Source organism: Cryobacterium sp. 10C3 (assembly GCF_034314285.1).
Classification (GTDB): Bacteria; Actinomycetota; Actinomycetes; order Actinomycetales; family Microbacteriaceae; genus Cryobacterium; species Cryobacterium glucosi.
Genome location: NZ_JAVIWF010000002.1, coordinates 1 through 18,469, shown reverse-complemented (window position 1 = coordinate 18,469; position 18,469 = coordinate 1). Strand labels below are relative to the sequence as shown.

At 61.6% G+C, this 18,469-nt stretch carries 18 protein-coding genes; 6 read left to right on the top strand and 12 right to left on the bottom strand.

Translation table 11 applies throughout. The features are described 5' to 3' along the window. Nucleotides 1-21 precede the first annotated feature (21 nt). The 12 genes from RGU41_RS00650 to RGU41_RS00595 all read right to left on the bottom strand — a co-directional run bounded on the left by RGU41_RS00650 (nt 22) and on the right by RGU41_RS00595 (nt 12,553). On the bottom strand, nt 22-1,185 hold the full coding sequence (locus RGU41_RS00650; protein ID WP_134445781.1) for a globin domain-containing protein: 1,164 nt from the start codon (nt 1,183-1,185) through the stop codon (nt 22-24). A gap of 166 nt (nt 1,186-1,351) precedes the next feature. Then, complete coding sequence (locus RGU41_RS00645; protein ID WP_134561588.1) at nt 1,352-1,825, bottom strand: DUF1990 family protein; 474 nt, start codon at nt 1,823-1,825, stop codon at nt 1,352-1,354. A 73-nt stretch (nt 1,826-1,898) separates the two neighbouring features. Beyond that, nucleotides 1,899-2,240, bottom strand: coding sequence for a hypothetical protein (locus RGU41_RS00640; RefSeq protein ID WP_134564464.1), 342 nt, complete (start codon nt 2,238-2,240; stop codon nt 1,899-1,901). Nucleotides 2,241-2,311: 71 nt separating this feature from the next. Further along, nucleotides 2,312-3,253, bottom strand: a complete 942-nt coding sequence (locus tag RGU41_RS00635; RefSeq protein WP_322135199.1) for a nuclease-related domain-containing protein — start codon at nt 3,251-3,253, stop codon at nt 2,312-2,314. 969 nt (nt 3,254-4,222) lie between these two features. Next, nucleotides 4,223-4,801, bottom strand: a complete 579-nt coding sequence (locus tag RGU41_RS00630; RefSeq protein WP_322135198.1) for a uracil-DNA glycosylase family protein — start codon at nt 4,799-4,801, stop codon at nt 4,223-4,225. Nucleotides 4,802-4,931: 130 nt separating this feature from the next. After that, on the bottom strand, nt 4,932-6,233 hold the full coding sequence (locus RGU41_RS00625) for an ISL3 family transposase (RefSeq protein WP_322135197.1): 1,302 nt from the start codon (nt 6,231-6,233) through the stop codon (nt 4,932-4,934). A gap of 101 nt (nt 6,234-6,334) precedes the next feature. Beyond that, nucleotides 6,335-6,604, bottom strand: a complete 270-nt coding sequence (locus RGU41_RS00620; RefSeq protein WP_322135196.1) for a hypothetical protein — start codon at nt 6,602-6,604, stop codon at nt 6,335-6,337. A gap of 686 nt (nt 6,605-7,290) precedes the next feature. Beyond that, a complete protein-coding gene (locus tag RGU41_RS00615) occupies nt 7,291-7,632 on the bottom strand; it encodes a hypothetical protein (RefSeq protein WP_322135195.1) in 342 nt (113 codons plus the stop codon). A 699-nt stretch (nt 7,633-8,331) separates the two neighbouring features. Further along, nucleotides 8,332-8,562 carry a hypothetical protein gene (locus tag RGU41_RS00610; protein ID WP_322135194.1) on the bottom strand — a complete coding sequence of 77 codons (231 nt, stop codon included), beginning with the start codon at nt 8,560-8,562 and terminating at the stop codon, nt 8,332-8,334. Nucleotides 8,563-8,571: 9 nt separating this feature from the next. After that, nucleotides 8,572-9,366: a hypothetical protein gene (locus RGU41_RS00605; protein ID WP_322135193.1), complete on the bottom strand. Its 795-nt coding sequence runs from the start codon at nt 9,364-9,366 to the stop codon at nt 8,572-8,574. A 2,687-nt stretch (nt 9,367-12,053) separates the two neighbouring features. Next, nucleotides 12,054-12,353, bottom strand: coding sequence for a hypothetical protein (locus tag RGU41_RS00600; protein WP_322135192.1), 300 nt, complete (start codon nt 12,351-12,353; stop codon nt 12,054-12,056). After that, the gene (locus RGU41_RS00595; RefSeq protein WP_322135191.1) at nt 12,332-12,553 is read right to left on the bottom strand and encodes a hypothetical protein; all 222 of its coding nucleotides are present in this window, start codon (nt 12,551-12,553) and stop codon (nt 12,332-12,334) included. The genes RGU41_RS00600 and RGU41_RS00595 overlap by 22 nt, the downstream gene beginning before the upstream one ends. A gap of 196 nt (nt 12,554-12,749) precedes the next feature. On the opposite strand from RGU41_RS00595, the gene RGU41_RS00590 reads away from it, so the two are divergent. The 6 genes from RGU41_RS00590 to istB all read left to right on the top strand — a co-directional run bounded on the left by RGU41_RS00590 (nt 12,750) and on the right by istB (nt 18,406). After that, complete coding sequence (locus RGU41_RS00590; RefSeq protein ID WP_322135190.1) at nt 12,750-13,154, top strand: cytidine deaminase; 405 nt, start codon at nt 12,750-12,752, stop codon at nt 13,152-13,154. Between the two features lie 300 nt (nt 13,155-13,454). After that, nucleotides 13,455-13,763: a hypothetical protein gene (locus RGU41_RS00585; protein ID WP_322135189.1), complete on the top strand. Its 309-nt coding sequence runs from the start codon at nt 13,455-13,457 to the stop codon at nt 13,761-13,763. A 606-nt stretch (nt 13,764-14,369) separates the two neighbouring features. Then, the gene (locus tag RGU41_RS00580; protein ID WP_322135188.1) at nt 14,370-15,134 is read left to right on the top strand and encodes a hypothetical protein; all 765 of its coding nucleotides are present in this window, start codon (nt 14,370-14,372) and stop codon (nt 15,132-15,134) included. A 213-nt stretch (nt 15,135-15,347) separates the two neighbouring features. After that, nucleotides 15,348-16,298, top strand: coding sequence for an alpha/beta hydrolase (locus tag RGU41_RS00575; protein ID WP_322137270.1), 951 nt, complete (start codon nt 15,348-15,350; stop codon nt 16,296-16,298). A 105-nt stretch (nt 16,299-16,403) separates the two neighbouring features. After that, complete coding sequence (locus RGU41_RS00570) at nt 16,404-17,645, top strand: Mu transposase domain-containing protein (protein ID WP_322135187.1); 1,242 nt, start codon at nt 16,404-16,406, stop codon at nt 17,643-17,645. Further along, the gene (istB, locus tag RGU41_RS00565; protein ID WP_322135186.1) at nt 17,642-18,406 is read left to right on the top strand and encodes an IS21-like element helper ATPase IstB; all 765 of its coding nucleotides are present in this window, start codon (nt 17,642-17,644) and stop codon (nt 18,404-18,406) included. The genes RGU41_RS00570 and istB overlap by 4 nt, the downstream gene beginning before the upstream one ends. Nucleotides 18,407-18,469 lie beyond the last annotated feature (63 nt).

The window sequence follows — 18,469 nt, the reverse complement described above, 5'->3', positions numbered from 1 at the left end:
ATCGGTTTTGCCCGGTAGCGCTCAGACGCCCGCGAGCCAGAGGTCGGGTCCGAAGATCTCGTAGTGGATGCGATTGGCAGGGACCCCTGCAGCCAGCGCCTGCGAGCGCAGGCTGCGCATAAACGGGAGCGGCCCGCACAGGTAGACCGAGGCGTTGTCGGGAATGGTCACATTCTCGAGAGACATGAAACCCTCGTGGTGACCGGCGCTCGGGATTTCCAGCCACAGCTCCAGCTCGGCGGCCTCGAGCAGGGCGATGTCCTCGCTCATCTGGTCGCGCAGCGCCCAGCGTTCCAGGTTGCTTTCGGCGTGCAGGACGAGCACTTCGCGCTTCGAGGCACCGTCCACCAGCGAGCGCAGGATGGACGCGCTTGGCGTGCAGCCGATACCAGCCGAGGCCAGGACGAGCGGGCCGTCGCCGCGGTCCAGGGTGATGTCCCCGCAGGGCACAGAGAGGATCAGCGTGTCGCCGACCTGCACGTCGCGGTGCAGGGCTGGGGAGACCTCGCCGTTCGCATCTAGCTTGGTGGTGAAGACGCGGGTCGTGGCCGTGCCGGCTGACAAGGAGTATTGCCGCACCTGATGGATGCCGTCGGGCATCCGCACGGTGACGCTCACGTACTGGCCGGGCAATGCGGGCGAGACCGGGGTGTCATCGGCCGGTTCGAGGGTGAACGTGACGGCGTCGGTACCGGCCGTTTCCTTCTTCACGACGACCCAGGGCGCGAGGGGCTTGTCGCTTGCGAGGCCGGAGTAAAGTCCGCTCTCCATCTTGATCAGGGCGTGGGCCATCAGCCAGTAGACCTCGGTCCAGGCACCGGCGATCTCCGTTGTGATGACGTCGCTGAGCTCGTCGGCGATGGCTTCGAAGAGGTATTTGTAGACAATGTCGTACTGCTCGGGCCGGATGTCGAGGGAGACGTGCTTGTGCGCGATGCGGGAGAGCATGGCCTCGGGAGTGGTCTCGGGATTCTGAACCAGGTGCGTCGCGAACACTGCGATGCTGCCGGCGAGTGCCTGCTGCTGGGAGCCGTTCTTCTGATTCGAGCGGCTGAACAGGCCGTCGAAGAGCTCGGGGTGGGCGGTGAGCATGCGGCCGTAGAAATTCCTGGCGATTTCGGGCATGCGCTCGCCTACGAGGGGCAACGTCGCTTCGATCAGGGGCAGAGACTGGGCAGAGAGCATGTTGACTCCAAACATTTAGGTATTTAAATCAAAACTATCATTTTAATTTCGTACACGCGGATTCTGCGACGTGCAGGACGTTCCGAGCGCAGTGAAGCGCCTCAAAGGACGACTCCGGCCAGAGAGGAAACCCGGCTCATGCTCAGAACCAGCCCGCGCCAGTAGCTCAGCGAAGTGACCGCAGGTAGCGTCTACGCGCGATCCGCTGGGCGATGAGCAATAGTGGGTAGAGGGCTCGCCAAGGCTGCTGTGGCGCAGGTCGCGTGAGCGAGCGCACGGTGAGACGCACCTCGTCGCCACGTCGGTGCACGATGAACGCCTCTTCACCACTGACCGGGTGCCCAGGCAGGGTTCGGTATGCAAAGCCGACCCGGTCGGACTCCTTGACGACCTCAACGACCTCCACGGGCTCGACAACGGTCACAGTGAGCACACGTGCGGTGACGATGACATGGTCCCCCTGTGACACCGGTCCGGTCGAGTCGACCGCAAACCCGCTCGCTGTTTTCACCCGCCACCGGAGGACGTCCCTGGTGGCGCGCTCCCAGATGGCGTCACCATGCCCCACGAGCGCCGACACTTCGGAGCGCCGGTACCCACGGTCGCTCGCCGGCCATTCACCACGTTCCGGACTGGTCATGCGTCACCTCGTTCGCTGCGTCGAGAGCATTCTCGACCGAAGCCGCGTAGGTCAGCTGCATTTGTCCGGGGCGTCATTGAAGAGAGCCACCCAGTCGCAGATCGCGCCAGCCGAAGCCGTCCGAATCGGGCAGCGCGTCGCGGATTTGTGCGTCGTTGAAGGGGAGATGGGGACGGAGATCATCGGGTAGCTCGGCAGCGGGCAGAGCAGCATCCGTGACGCCTTCGGCCAGCATCCGCGCTTGGGCTTTCGCCAGAAGCGGCACCGTCAGCGTGCGTCTCAGACCAGGATCCTCCAGACCGCTCAACCGCGTGCTGCCATAGACCCACGCCGCGTATGCCCAGTCGTCCAACCCTCCGACGAGGACGTCGTCCTTGGGCGAGCGGTTATGCATTCCGTTGGACTCCAGACTCAATAGACGCTCCGGGTAGGCGCAGCGTTACATCAATCCAGCCGTTGTGGCCGGGTGGCACTCATCGCGTTCATCTATTGCGTGAGCCGGCGGATTGCCCAGAGAACTGTGCCGACCAGAGCCGCACCGAGCGCGGCCACCACTCCAAGATTCAGGAGCGGCGCGAACGCCATGAGCAGCGACGGCAGCACGCAACCGGCCGGTGAAGTGCACGGCTGGTTCGCGATGCCTTGGAGCACCGACATCGCTGTGATGATGAGTCCGCAGGCGAGCCACAGCTTGACGAGGTCACCCAGTGTCACACGCTCTCGACGCTTACGTCGTGCCGGGGAGCAGGGCGGAGTCGCGCGACTGCGGGCGGGAGTGCGATTCAGAGCGCGGTTGGGAGCACCGGTCGTGGGTCGAGTGGTTGTTCGAGTCGCCGCGGTCTTGGCTTGGGAGGGGACCTGAGCGGCAACGCTGAGCGTCCCGACCTGAAGAACGAGTCGCTCGAATCGTGGCATCACCCGCAGGGTGTCGGCCGCGCGCGGGTCCACGTGCCAGGTTTCCGGCTCTTCGGCTGCGAACTCGATCAAGGCCAATTCGCTGTCGCTCAATTGCTGAGGCCGGGCCACGAGCCAGGAGACAAGGTTCTTCGCATCCACAACAGCGACCAGGCCCGCGGCGGGGGTGCGCTTGTCATTGATCGACCTCGCACCGAGAATGGCCAAGACGGAAATGACCGGCACGGGGAACCCGACTTTTGTCGTCAACCGTCGGCCCACATCCATCGCGTCACTCTGCGCCTGCTTCACATGGCGGGTGTTGACGTTGTTGACTCGAAGCACGAAGTCGCCCACCCAAATGGATGCGCCGGCGTGGTGTTTCGTGTTGATCGCGAACACTCCCCCTGGCCCGATGACGAGGTGATCCACATCCTTGGTGCCGGCACCGATCGGCACCGCATGCCGCACAAACCACTTCGGACCTAGCGCAGCAAGAAGCAAGCCGACCTCGATCTCGCCGAGAGCGCCCACGTACCAGGACCGGGCATCCGCGTGAAGCGTCACTCCGTCGGAGGACCGCAGGGAAGGATCGAGAGCCTCAGCGTCAGCCTGGACCTGCAGGCATTTCGCCGCCACCGAATAGCCAGCTCCGCGCGAGGACAGCGCCTGAATGCCCGCAAAGTCAACGCGCCCACCCACATCGTCAGACATTGGCACCCGTACCCCCGAGGCCTGACGCTACCCGCATGCGACGAGCAGCCGCTTGCCCCAATGCGGGGCCGAGCAGCCATGTTTACGCCAGGACCGTCTACCCTTCCGTCAGGATGCGATGCGGTTGACCGCAGACTCATCGCGTGATTGCATCGGGCCCGATCGTTCGTTCTTGGCCGTTCGCATCCAGGACGCGGACGTCCAGGGGCATGCGATTGCGGCGGCGTAGTCGTCCGGTCAGTACGCTATGAACGCCGCGGGTCACCAGGGCCACCTTCGTCAGGCTGCGAAACTCGGCAGCGTCCGACGGTTGCACCCTGTTGGCCCAGCAACCGGGCCACAGGGAAACCAAGGCCGCGAGTGGAACCCGTGACGACCGCCACGCGCCCGCGAAGGGCACCCTGCTGGGTATCCATGCCTCTCCTCACGCCGCAAGCCTCACGCCGCTACCGCAGGAGAAGTGCCGAGAGGGCATTAGTCCCACGTTTGACGCGACGGTTACTGACCCGGTCGCGTCCATGATGGCACGGTTGCGGTTCGCGCGTTCGGACCGACCCTGCTGCGGAGTCGATCGTGGAGATGGCTGGCGCAGCACGGAGTCCGTCGGCACGTCTTGATGAACCCAAGTCGACCTGACCCGCTACCTCAGCATCAGCGGTTTCCTCGTCACCGAGCTGACTCGCCACCGATACACCCGGCAGATAGTCGGAATCTGGCACCAAGCCTGACGTTGATACTCCCGATGCAGACCCCGAACAGCGGGGACTCTGTCGATGACACGCTGGGCGCTTACTCGATCGCGTCAGCGACGGAGGTCCTCAGCGCGGGCACTAGGTCAGTCTCGAACCAGGGATTGCGCGCTTGCCACCGGAAGTTGAGCGGTGACGGGTGCACCACGGGAAACACATCGGGCAGGTACTCTCGGAACGCTCGGACAGTCTCGGTGAGGTTGCGCTTGCCACGGCCGACGAGATACTGGTCCTGCGCGTACTTGCCGACGAGCAATGTCAAACGAATCCCAGACAGCTGGCCGACGATGAGCGGATGCCACCGCGGTGCAAAGTCTTTTCGTGGCGGCAAGTCGCCGCTGGTTCCTTTGCCCGGGTAGTAGAAGTCCATCGGGAGGATCGCGAACAGCGCGGGATCTCGGAATTGATCCTCCGTCACACCCAGCCACAGCATCAGCTTCGCGCCGCTCGCGTCGTCCCAGGGGATTCCGGAGGCTTCCGCCTTCTGTCCGGGCGCCTGACCGATGATCACAATCCGAGCGGCAGGGTCCGCGACGAACAGGGCCCCCACGCCTCGCTTCGCCCAGGCAGCGTTCGAGGGATCGGTGTCAATGGCCTGCCGGATCTCGTCGAGGGTCACGTGTCCCTCCTGAGCCGACTCGCCAAGCTCGAGAACGGTTGCAGCATTCTGCAGACAGTAGCAGTTGTGAAAGTGCGGCGCCGAGATCGTGAAATCGTCAAATTTTGGGCTCTCCTGACTCTTCCGTGGGTTAGTCCCGGCCGGGAAGCACGGGTTTGTGCCCGCCGAGGCTGAGCATTGCGAGGGCGATGAGGGCCTCGGGTGATTTGAAGCCGAACGCGATGCGGGTCATGAGGCGGATCTTGGTGTTCATGGATTCGACGCGGCCGTTGGAGAGGCTGTGCTCGATGGAGGCCAGGATCGCGGTGCGGTGTTTCACGATGCTCTTCTGCAGTTTCACGAAGGACGGGATGCGGCAGCGGCGAGCCCAACCAACCCATTTGTCGAGAGCTTCGGTCGCTTCCTCGAGAGGCAGTTTGAAGATCACACGGAGGCCTTCCTTCAGGTAGTACGCCCGAGCCAGCCGGGGGTCGGTCTGCACGATCCAGGCGAGCTTCGTTTGTTGCTTCTCGGTCAGGTTTTCCGGGTTCTTCCAAAGCGCGTATCGGCAGTTCTTGATGCCCGTCGCCCGGGCGCTGTCTGGGCGTGCCGGGGCGTCGGCTGGGGGCCGGCCGCGAGTGCGTCGGGCATCGTTGTGCCGGGCGGCTTTGCGGGCCTCGTTCCACGCGCCCCGGCGGACTTCATCGAGGGCCTCGGTGGCCCATTTCACGACGTGGAACGGATCAGCGCAGCGAACAGCGTTCGGCGCTCGTTCCGCGACAACACTGGCGATCCAGGCCGCACCGTCCGCGGAAACATGCGTGATCAGTGCCGAACGCTCCGGCCCCAACGCATCAAAAAACGTCTCGAGGGTGGCCTTGTCCTGGCCTGGTGCCGCCCAGACGAGACGGCCAGAATCGTGGTCCACGACGCAGGTCAAGTACTTGTGGCCGCGCTTGTAACTGATCTCGTCAATCCCGATCCGGGTGAGGCCCGCGAACTGGTCGAACTGCTTCTCCGTATCTGCCCAAACCCGGGTGATGATCGCGCCCACGGTGCGCCACGCGATGCGCATCAGCACGGTGATGGCGGACTTGGATGTTTGCGTGGCCAGCCACGCGACCTGGTCATCGAAGAACAAAGTGTGCCCGCTCTGATGCCGGGCCCACGGCACGGCGGCGACCGTCACGCCATGCACCCGGCAGCTCACCCGCGGCGCCGCAGCTTCTAAGTGGATTTGCACCGAGCCGGCGTCCAGGGATCGCCAGCGGCGCCGCCCGTCACCGGCGTCGTAGCGCGGGCAGCGCTTCCGGCAGGCCCCGCACCGGTTCCGCATCGATGCCGTTGGGCGCACCGACGCGACCAGCATGCCCGTATCCGCGTCGAGATCGACCGCTTCGACGATGGTTTTGTCGACTCCGAGCAGAGTCCGCCATAGTGTTGAGTTTTGCACGCCGTTTTCTCGTCCCTGTGTTTCTTGCCTTTGTCAGTTAGAAACCTAGACGGAGAGCGGCGTGCACTCGTTAAGGCGCTCGGAAACCACCCACGGTAACGTCAGGAGAGCCAAATTTTGATGCGAATAGTTCCCCGGTAAGCGCCCTTGTCATCGTCGCCGGGCAAGGGGGCCGGCGCGGGCAAGATCGACTGGCGGTCCATCTCTACCTGCGCTTCGTAACGTGTCGGATTGAATGCCTCATCGGCGATCGTCATCGATCCGCCTCGACGCCTCTGATTCCAGGAGAAGTCGACCCACCCCTTGCGCTGCCCGACAATGGCTACAACAGTGATCACGGTGATGACACCTGCAACGATTATCCAGTTCACCCTTCAAATCTAGTTTGATTACATTCCGAGGTGGCGAGTCTCTTGGGGCCCCTTCCCGGAGCTGTTGCGGTCAGGCCAAGTCCTTGAAGCTGTCCTCGCCGGGGCGCCAGACCGTCCACGCTTCGTCGTGGAATCCCCTGAGCTCGGCGATCTCAACGTAGACGTCTTCTTTCTCAGGGTGGATCACGATCGCGCCCGTGTCGAGGTCAATGCGGATACCTGCCCCGGAGGATTCGCGACGTCAACGTGCCAGGGGTCAATCAGCGTAGAGAATCTGCGTAGCCACGGTCCTGCTGCGGCAGATGCGAACGGCTTCTAGAAGAAGTCGAAAACGAAGCGGCCAAGCGCCCGCAGAGATCGGCCAAGACTGCGCACCCACCCGATACCGCGACGTCTCGATTCTGCCCAAGTGGCGCCGGCCACCATCACTGCGGCAACCAATGCGACGAGCAGCGCGACCTCGACAATCGGGCCGGGCAGACGGACTACACCATCAAGGGCGATGACGATTCCGGCTGCGAAAAGAACTACAAGCCCGAGGACGGTCGTCCACAACGGCCAACGGGACCTTGGTCGGTGTTCCTCGGGCGGCAGCACAGGCCAGACGCTAGCACGCGAACTCCCATTCCATGCAAGCATGACACTCATGCGTGACGCCGACTGCCCGGCATCTAGAGCGGCGTACGTCACGCGTTTGAAGGAGGGCTGCCAATTCCGAGCTCCCACGGGCCCGCACCCGACCAGAACAAGTTGAATGAGCACGACTGCCCCAGCGTCGAGCCCTGCTTCGCCTTGCCCACCAAATCAACTGTCATCAGCTTCGGGGAGATATCGGAGTCACTGCTCATTTCTCGTCCAACCGGAGAGATCTTGGAACACTGTTCGAAAACGACACCCGCACTCTCGGCAGTGTATGCCGACGGTGCAGACGCGAAGAGATCCTCGAGCGCCTGCTGGTCCCCGGCGTCAATGGCCGCGATCACCTGCTGACGAAGCTCTCTTGCCGATCCGTCAGGGGGCAAGGACATCGTGGGCTCATCGAATGCGGTGCACCCGGAAAGCACCAATCCTGCGAACGTTACAACGAAGCACAGGAGCAAACGCTGGGGGTGACCGCGATCCATTCTGGACGATATCGGCATTAGATTTCGCGAACTGACCGGGCGTCGTCGATTCCGTGGTCAAGCGTCCTGCCGGCTGCCAACTCGTTGACTTTGTTATTCGAACTCATCTCGACACGCGGCCACGCAACACGCCCAGAATTCAGTACGGCCGAGTTAGAGAGGGATCGTTGCATCGCGCTCTTCGTCTTCCCCATGGGTTTGATCATTGCAGCCCCCGCGGGCATTGCCCAGAAGTGCGCAGACTCACTGCGGTGCAAGGCTGTCGACCCGGCCCAAACCATTTCCTTTTGGGTACACACGTAGGTACACGCATCGACCTGGACAGAAACGGCGGATACCAACGGTCCAAGTCACCGGAAACGCCGATAAGGCCCGGTTCGGCGTGAAAAAGTGTGCCCCTGGAGGGATTCGAACCCCCAACCGTTTCCTTAGGACACAACCGAAAATGCTATCTTTTTCGCCAAGATTACAGTTTTGATCAGGGATAATAAGTAGCGATGTGGTCCTGGTGTACACAGCGGTGTACACATACAGACTGATCGACAACGCACGCCTCGCGCGCAGCAGTAGCCCCGACGGTCCAAGCACATACGACAAAGCCGATTAGTGCTCTTCCTTCGTTCTCGCCGCGATGGTGAAGACAACGGCGAGGTAGGCAATCACAGCCACGGGGACCACCGTCGAGACGATCGGCATCAGAGCCGGGCTGGGTGCGATCCAGTAGAGAACAAGTGCGACTACGGATAGGACCCCGATGACGATGCCAATTGCCGCGTACACGGGTGTCCTGATGACTCGCCGCGCTTGGCGTCCCAGTGTTTCACTGTCTTTCACTATTGCCTCCTATGCATAGCAGTTGATGATCACGGGATGGGCGGAGCCACCAATGGCTAGCATCCGGAATCCCACGCACTGTCCCGTGTTCTTGGCCTGTACTGCGGCGACCCAGAAAGCAGCGCTATACACACCGCATGCGAAGCCGATAATGGGGTTGAGAAGGGCGGCGCCACCGCACAGCACGGCGCCCGCCCCGACGGCGGTCTCACTGGCCGTTTGCGTTTCGGTCTTAGTGAATTCAAGCGTGCACCAAACGAAGTCACACTGCACTCTCGGATCAGCGACGACAGGAAAAGCCGTGGAACTGGATGGCGCGACAGATTGGATGAGCGTGTTTCCATCGATCGTGTACGACGTTTCGACGGGGCTGCCTTGAGCGTCCTTCGCCCATGCCGAGCCGATCACGTTCACAGCAATTCCGTTTTGATCCGAAACCAGAATCCGGCCGTCGATTTCGGAGAGTACTGCTGGCTTGTCGTTCGCAGTGATCTGGAATCGGTAGTCCGTTGGGGCGTTCTTGTTGTGGAGGACGATGTAGCCAGCATTGGCTTGTGCTCCTCCTGACTGACTCGTAAGGGCATACGAAGAATCAGGCCCAGCGAGAATTGTTACCTTCGAGTCCGCGGATAGTGCACCTGACAAGGTCGAAACCGGGGCGATTTCAACCGTGCCCGTCTTCGATCGCACCTGGAGACGCTCGGCAGTCAGAACGGTTGTACCGGGGTCCGCTACCGTGGCACGCGCAGCACCCGAGCCGAGGGTATTTGACAGTAGTCCGAGACTATTCAGGGCGTCGGTCACGGCATCTGAGTTCGGGGCCGCTGACGCGGGTGCCGCCGAGATCCCCCGACAATGACTGCGCCGATAACAGCGCTGGCGAGAATGTTCTTGAATTTCATCTCTGGTTCCCCCATCTACATGTGTCCACGCCTACCTGACGCGAGCACGCGTCACCCCAAAACGTGAATCACTTCTGTTCAATGGAACCGCACAACCGCCGCGCCAGCAAGTCGGCGGATATGCCGACTTGAATGTCTAAGCGCCACCCGATATGGTCACGATCAGGAATTTCAGAATGTCTGCCCCGACTACTGAAGGAGCCAACGGCGGACTACCAACGGTGGCACAATGCACATCAACCAGCGTCCCAACCCTTGGGAGCGCGTGCATCAGGCTTCCAAACCCGAGCTGAGGCATCAGATGACGGCGCTAGCGGATTTCATCGAGGCTGACATCGATCACCGCGCCGAAGACGCCCGAGCCCTTCAACGATGGGTCAGCGCTACAGGCCCGCGGCGAATCCACTCGTTGGCCAAGCGAACGTGTCAAAAGGCACCCTGAGAGGGTATCCGCGATTTCACACCGACATTAGTTGAAACCATCGCCGTCACCGCGCATATCGCTGGAAGGCCGGCAGTTCAGCGCAGTGAACGCAGGTAGCGTTTGCGCACGATCCGTTGTGCAATAAGCATCAACGGGCAGAGGACTCGCCAGGGCTACGTGGCGCGGGGCTTTTTGGTATACACAGCGGTGTACACATGGGCAGCAGAAGAAATGGCGGATATCGGCTACAGAACTGACCGAAAATGCCGATTAGGCGTGTTCTGGTGAGGAATAGTGTGCCCCTGGAGGGATTCGAACCCCCAACCGTTTCCTTAGGACACAACCGAAAGTAGCTTGACTTTCGACAGAAATAGTCATTTGATCAGGATATAAGAATCCCGAATTCGTCCAGGTGCACACAGAAGTACACACATAGCGGTTACTCGATCAAAGACTGCGGTCACATCTGTCCGCTTGAGTGGATGGCCGGACAATCCGGTGGATGCCCCATGACAACCCCACTGACCGCAGCAACCACTCCAAGATTTAGGAGCGGCTCGACCTGCCCGAGGATCGGCGTCGGCTTGGTCCGCTGACCGCTGACCGCTGACCGCTGACCGCTGACCGCTGATGGTGACCAAGCTATGGGGTATGTCAAGTCAACCAACCGCCGTCAGTCCCGGCCGAATATGGATTCCATCGTGTCGCAACTTGAGGCGAGCGTCATAGCATACTGCGGAAGGGCACTTAGATCGTCTCGACAGCGAACCCGAACCACTGCAGCGCAGCACACGCAATCCCAAAGACCCCGGCTGATGCGTCGGATGCCGGTGATATCGAGTTCCGATACACCCCGATAGTCATCGGCGACACGAGCATCTCCGAGTCGATCGTGTAGATCTGATCATAAACAGCCACCTGCAACCCGGTTCGACCGAGCAACTCCAGAGATGAACCTGAATCGTCTCGGACAGAAGTGGGTGACATCTTTCGAAACGCCATGGCCATGCTCCTATATCCGAAGAGTGAATTGGCCGCAGCTCTTCTTCAAGCGCGTGGTCATGCCCCGGCTAGGTCTGGTGAACAAGCTGCTCTCTCAGATCGCAGCTGTAGTTCATCGGAATTCTGACGGCGACCGTCTTCAAGCGAGGCGCCGGGGTAGAGACTACCCAATGCCTTGACAGAACTACGAATGAGACCGATCGTCGACTACGGCAAGCATCATCCCCTCGGGGGTTGGTCGATATCGTATGTTGACCGCTCTTCAAGCCGTTCGCTTCTGTTGGCGGTCATCCACGGCGGAGTCGTCTGAACGATCATAAGTTCCGGGTAGCGTTCGACAATCTCCTCACGTGATCGCGCCCACAAGTATCCCCAGAGTCCACCCGTGCCGTAGTCATACGCGACTAAATATCTAGATTTACGTTTCCCGCTCATCGCAGACCAGCCCTCCTCAATGAAACTCCAGGCACATCACCTGCAGCGACGACGGCAGCCTCTGAAACGACGCCCGATTCACCGTAGTGCGGATCGACCCGAATGATTATTGCGCTCGGCACGGCGAGGCTCCCGCACCTCGTCCCGACGGAGCAGCTCATTCGCGCTGTCAGTCGATCACCCCCCAGCCGACGTCTCGACCGTACCAAATCGTGAATCGCACGCCAGAGGCAAAAAGAGCGTTAACCTCAGGCGCCCAAGGCGTTATGCGCACTTTCACTGGCGGAACCCCCGGGTGCAACGCCTCGCCAGATTCTGATTCGATCGTGGCGCCCACTTGTGCTTCACCTCCACCTTCTTTGGCCAGAGGAAACTTGAGGACCAACGATCTCGTCCCCGATGGGAGAGATGAGACGATCCCACCGGCATCCGACGAAAACAGGGAGATCCGCGCTTGCGCACTCATCAAGCGCCTCCTTCTCCACCTCACCTGACCTCGCATGCGTCACATTACCGATCATCACCTCGATCCAAGGCCAAACGGATCAGAAGAACACCATTCCTATCGAGGCTGACTAAACCACACAACAAAAATCCAGAAACTCCGCACCGGCCCAGTCGAGCAGGGCTGACGTCGCGGCCGAAAGACCGGAAGCCGCCAACCTAGGCCGAGTTAGGCGCATACGCATTATCCATCTTTCGAGACGACGCGATCAGAGATCGTCGTGCTACTCGCTCAGTTGCAGAGCCAGCGCCTTGAGAACATCGGAAATCCAAAGAAGCGAATAGGGAATTGCATCACCGTCTTCAAGCATCGTGTTAGTCAGCCACTGCAATGACTCACTTACTTGACCGATTGTGAGGTCGTGAGGCGGCGACTCCACGTGATATATCTGATCGTCGGGGATCGACCAGAAATAGTCATTCGAGAGCTCAACCTCAGCGAATCCGGATTGCCGAAGAACTTCGAGTACGCGCGTGAAGACACGCTCAAGTTCGTCTAATTTTACGATGGTCGGCTTTGCCATTCTTCTCCAAGGAGTTGTCGGATTTGGCGGCTGAAAGTAGCAATCTCCTTTTCAAGATGCCTAATACGGCCTTCAATAGTACGCTGTCGAATTTCCGACGATCCAGCTTCGCGCTGGCCTGAACGGGTGCTGCCGAGGTGGACGGTGAGAACTAGCTCGGCTGCAACGAAACTGGCTGCACTGATGGTGATTTCCTTCATGCGGCTCCCCCGTGGGCCGTCCCAACGGCACGGCCTCAATTTATCCCAGCCACGGATATCCGGCACACGGCAGTCGCTGCAGGTGCTGTCCCTTCCAGCTTTGGATCGTTGGATAGTCGGCCACCACGCGCGTCCACGTCCCCCTATTCCATGCACGACGGACCGGGTGGGCGGGAGTCGAGGCCACACTGAGCAAGTGCTGGAAAACAAGGAACGTCGCCTCGTATCCATCGCCGAGGAAATCGTGCGATCCCTGCCACACGGTGACACGCACACGGTGGCCGCCGCCGCCATGGACAATCGGGGCAACGTACACACGGGTGTGAACGTCTTCCACTTCACCGGTGGCCCTTGTGCGGAGGTCGTCACGATCGCAGCCGCCGCGCAAGCACTGGCCGGCCCACTGGTCACGATCGTCGCAGTCGGTGACCGTGACCGCGGCGTCATCTCCCCCTGCGGACGTTGCCGACAAATCCTGCTGGACCTTCATCCCGACGTGGCCGTCATCGTTCCCCTCAAGGATGGCGAATTGGCAGCGCGAACCGTACGCGACCTGTTGCCCCTCAGCTACTCCCTACCCGAGGCCGCAGAGGCGGACTGACACACTGCCCTCATGGCCGGGGACATCCTGATACTCGAATTCAAAGATCCGCGGGTGCAGCAGCTCATGCAGGCGGGCTACTTAGTAGTCGGCTAATCGTGGGGCGCCCGCCTGTGTCTGAGAGACCCACCCGACCTCTCTGCATTCACTGGGGCAATCGTCGCGGCACGGGAACGAGCGTTCATCATCCAGGAGCTCGACGCCAGCTGGGCGCCAAAGGTCACGGCACTCGAGGCCCTGAACCAGGCCGACTACCCCGACACACCAGCGACAGCAGTGCCGGACCGGGACGAATCCGACATGCTCGAACTCTGGAAGTCCGGCCACCGATTCTTTGGTGCCAGCAAGGCCGGGCAGCTTGTAGCCGTCAGCCTCATCGGCGCGACCCTGGTGCGCGCGGAAACGGAATTCCCGTCCGACGACCCTTCCTTCAGACGGATAGGGCTCGCCGTTGCCGTCAACGCCGCGTCGATCAATGCACTGGCCGCCGACGGAATCAGGATCTTCGGCACAGGCGGCGCTCAGTCCAACGCCGGCAGCATCCGCATGAACGAACACCTCGGATACGTCATCGAAGAACGATGGCTGAGCCTCGCTCCGCCGCAGTAGTACGAAGAATCGGGGAGGCGCAAACCATTCCCTATTTGGTACACACATGGGTACACACATAGGCACGACGGGAAACGGTCAATATCGACCGTCTAGGTAACCAAAACGCCGATTAAGCCCGTTTCGACCCGAAAAAATGTGCCCCTGGAGGGATTCGAACCCCCAACCGTTTCCTTAGGACACAATCGAAAGCGACATTACTTTAGGCACAAAAATGCTTTTGATCGGGATATAAGAATCCCGAAATCTCCTAGGTACACACAGAAGTACACACATAGCCGTTGCGCGACCAAAACCTCCGGTTGAAACAGAGTCCTATCGCTTGAAGCGGGGACAAGCCGGAAAATCATTCCAATGACGACGACACACCTCTGGCCAGTGCCATGCCGGCGTGGCTGTCGCGAGACCGGTTTTGGACCTATTTGGTGGCAGTCTCGAGGTTGGCCATGACCTGTTCCGCTACGTGTGCGACGAGGGTGGTGTCGATCTTCCCGAGCCCGATCTGGCTGACCCGATGTGCCGGCCTTACCGAACCCGAACATTGATCTCACACTTCTCGAACAGGACGCGGGCAGTGTGGACCACGTCGGATTCTCTTCGACATCCGTGACCGAATTGGGAGTCCTTTCCGTGAATCGAACTATTACGCGATCCAGCATCCTTGGTGTCGTTGCCATCACCGCATTCGCTGCCCTTGGCAGCGCACCTGCATTTGCTGACGCGACACCCGCACCGGCGCCCACCTCCACGGCCGGTCCCACGAAAACGCCACGCACGCTCACCAACGTGCAGGAATCAGCCGCGACCGCGACCGCGAAACGAATCACCTCCTTGAACACCGCGATCACAAAAGTCACCGCCAACGCCGTCCTCACCACCTCCGACAAGACTGCTCTCCTAGAGAACCTCAATAACGACCTCGCCGGCATGAACACCCTTGCGACGAAAATCGCTGCTGACACCGACCTGGCACAGGCCAAAATAGACTACGCCACGATCTTCACTAGCTACCGTGTCTACTCGGTCTCGCTTCCCCAAGCCGCGTATACGGCATTTGCAGACACTGTCACCTCGAAGACGGCAGCGAAGCTCACCGCCGAACAGACCCGGCTCTCGGGCCTGCTATCAGGAAAGGACTCCTCTAAGTCCACCGCGGCGTTGCAGGCCAGCCTGACAGCCATGACTGCCCAGATCGGTAACGCCGGCAGCGCTGTGGCCGGACTGGCCGCCGGTTCACTCGCCGCCACACCCGAACAGTACGATGGTAACCACGACGTGATGAGACCCTTCAAGGCATCTGCGACCACCGCGCGCGCAGCACTCAAACAGGCACGGACCGACGCCAAGACCATCCGCTCCGCACTCAAATAGCACCGGCCCGGCAGCGCGCCGGCCACTTCTCTGCCGTCGCGCTGCCGGTTCACAATAACTTGCCCTTCCGCGTTCTACGGATGCAGCGCCCGCATCGGAAGCCCTGCATTCTCGTTCGGCCCCGACTCGATCGCCCTCCGACTGGAATCGACCAGCGGTCGATGCCTGGGCGTTCCGTAGTCAACTGATAGAACCGAGACACAACCTGTGAGAATGAATTCAGGGCGCAGCAAGACCCTCATCGCGGGTGTCACTCTCCTCGTCCTGGGAGCCGCAGGCGGGTTCCTTGTCGTCCACCCGGCTTCCGCTGCCAGTCAGACCTCTCAGTCCCCATCGGACACGCCCCGGCCGGCGTCGGCCCTCGCCATCACGGGCACTATTGAGACGGTGCATATTCCGGCTACCGCATCCAATTTCACCGCCAGGGATGCCGAGGTATACCTTCCTCCGGCCGCCGTGGCCGTCGACGTTCCGGCACTCCCCTTCGTGCTGATGATGATGGGCCAACCCGGGAACCCGGACGCGTCCTACATCGCTTCAGTCCTCGACACGTTCGCCCTCACCCATGACGGTCAGGCGCCGATCGTTGTCGTTGCGGACCAACTCGGCGATCCGAGTGTCGATTCACTCTGCCTGGACACTCCGGCGCACGGGAATGTGCAGACCTACATTGAGCAGGATGTCGTCAACTGGGCGCGCGCGAACCTGCACATTGAAACTGATCGCGTCGATTGGACAATTGCGGGGTTCTCAAACGGTGGCCAATGCGCCATTTCCCTTGCTACCAAGTTCCCGGACGTCTGGGGAAACGTGATCAGCGCGTCCGGGACGACCTTCGCAGGCACGGAATCTGAGCCCACGGTTCTCGCCGACGTCTTCGGCGGAGACCAAGCCGCCTACGACGCGACAAAACCAGCGACCGTGATGTCGTCCACGCACTACCCCGATACCGAGGCCGTGTTCACCGTGGGGGCGGATGACTCCGTGATCGGTCCACCCCAGAAGGCGTTGAGTGCCGCGGCCTTGGATGCCGGCATGGTGACCAGATACTACGAAGTTCCCGGCGAAGGCCACAGCGTCGGAGCGCTCCTCAGAGGACTCACGAAAGCGTTCGACGTTCTCGCCCCACGCCTCGGATTTCAGGAACCATCACCGCAGCCATAGTCCCGCACGCCGCTATCCGGCCAGCCCTGATCAGTGGTGTTAACGCCGACCGAAAACAGGGCCAGAAACGCCAACTGAAAATAGGGCCACCAACCATTATGGAAGGTGATCAAATTGGATGATTGGGCAGAGATTCGCCACCTGCATTCGACGGGCAAGCATTCGAAACGGGAGATAGCCCGGCTGGCCGGGGTGTCCCGGGGAACGGTGGATCGGGCGTTGGCTGTGGATAGGTCGCCTACGTATAAGCGCGAGCCGACCGGGTCGAGTTTCGACGCGTTTGCGTCGCAGGTGCGGGTGTTGCTTGCGGCAACGCCGACGATGCCGGCCGCGACCGCGGCCGAACGGGTGGGCTGGTCGGGGTCTCCGTCGCTGTTCCGGGCCAAAATCGCCGAGCTGCGCCCGGAGTACGCGGTGCCGGACCCCGCGGACCGGCTGGTGCACCCGCCCGGGTTCCAGGTCCAGTGTGATCTCTGGTTCCCGCACGAAGACCTGCCGCTGGGCCATGACCAGGCTGCTGCGCCGCCGGTGCTGGTGATGACTTCGACGTTCTCCGGATTCATCCAGGCCCGCATGTTGCCGTCTCGGACGACGCCGGATCTGCTCGGCGGGATGTGGTCGTTGCTGCAGGAGGCCGAGGCCGTTCCCGCCCGGCTGACCTGGGACAACGAGACCGGCATCGGGCGCGGGAAACTCACCGAGCCCGCCGCCGCGTTCGCCGGTACGCTCGGCACCCAGATCAAGCTACTCAAGGCCCGTGACCCCGAGTCCAAGGGCATGGTCGAGCGGATGAATCGGTTCTTCCGCAGCCGCTTCATGTCGGGCCGGGCGTTCACCTCGCCCGACGACTTCAATGAGCAGTTGGCCGGGTGGCTGCCCATCGCGAACAACCGTCTCTCCCGGTCACGCAGAGGCCGCCCGCAGGACCTGATCAGCATCGACCGGGCGGCGATGCGCGGGCTGCCGCCGCTGGCGCCGGAAGTGATGTTCCGAAATAGCGTCCGGCTCCCACGGGATTACTACGTTCGCGCTTTCAGCAACGACTACTCCGTCGACCCGACCATGATCGGCCGGGTCGTGGACGTGACAGCGGGCCTGGAACGCGTCACCGTCCACCACGACGGGGTCCTCATCGCCGCGCACCGCCGGAAATGGGCTCGGCAACTGACCGTGACCGATCCGGCGCACGTCCTCCGCGCGGCCGAGCTGCGCGCGCAGTTCCAAGCCCAACGCGCCCGCCGGCCCGCGGTCACTGCCGTCGTCGAGATGGCCTCACTGGCCCGCTACGACGAACTCTTCAGCGTTGACCTAGACACCACCCCGACCGTGTTGGCGGTCGCGTCATGACCGGGTCGGAAGCGGCCTCGCAGATCGAGTACTACGCCCGCGCGCTGCGGGCCCCACGGATCAGCGAAGCCTTCCGGCGCCTGGGCGACCAGGCCCGCGACGCGGGCTGGTCCCACGAGGAATACCTCGCCGCAGTGCTCTCCAAAGAGGTCTCCGAACGCGAAGCCTCCGGGGCAGCGCTCCGCATCAAGGCCGCCCGGTTCCCGGGTCACAAAACCCTCGAGGACTTCAACTTCGACCACCAGCCCTCCGCAGACCGGAACCTGATCGCGCACCTGGGCACGAGCGTGTTCCTCACCGAAGCGAAGAACGTCGTCCTCCTCGGGCCTCCCGGAACCGGGAAAACACACCTCGCCGTCGGCATTGGAATCAAGGCCGCCAAAGCCGGCCACCGGGTCCTCTTCGACACCGCGACGGGCTGGGTGACTCGACTCCAAGAAGCCCACTCACGAGGCAAACTCGCCGCCGAACTCATCAGGCTGCGCCGTTACAGCCTGCTGATCGTCGATGAGGTCGGCTACATCCCCTTCGACCAGGACGCCGCGAACCTGTTCTTCCAACTCGTGTCATCTCGCTACGAACACGCCTCACTGATCATGACGAGCAACCTGCCCTTCGCCCGCTGGGGCGACGTGTTCGGCGACCTCACCATCGCCTCCGCGATGATCGACCGCATCGTTCACCACGCCGACGTGATCAGCCTCAAAGGCAACAGCTACCGGCTCAAGCAACACCAACCCACCGCGACTACGGCACACTAGAACCACACGAGAGTGGCCCTGTTTTCAGTTGGCAGAAGTGGCCCTATTTTCGGTTGGCGTTAA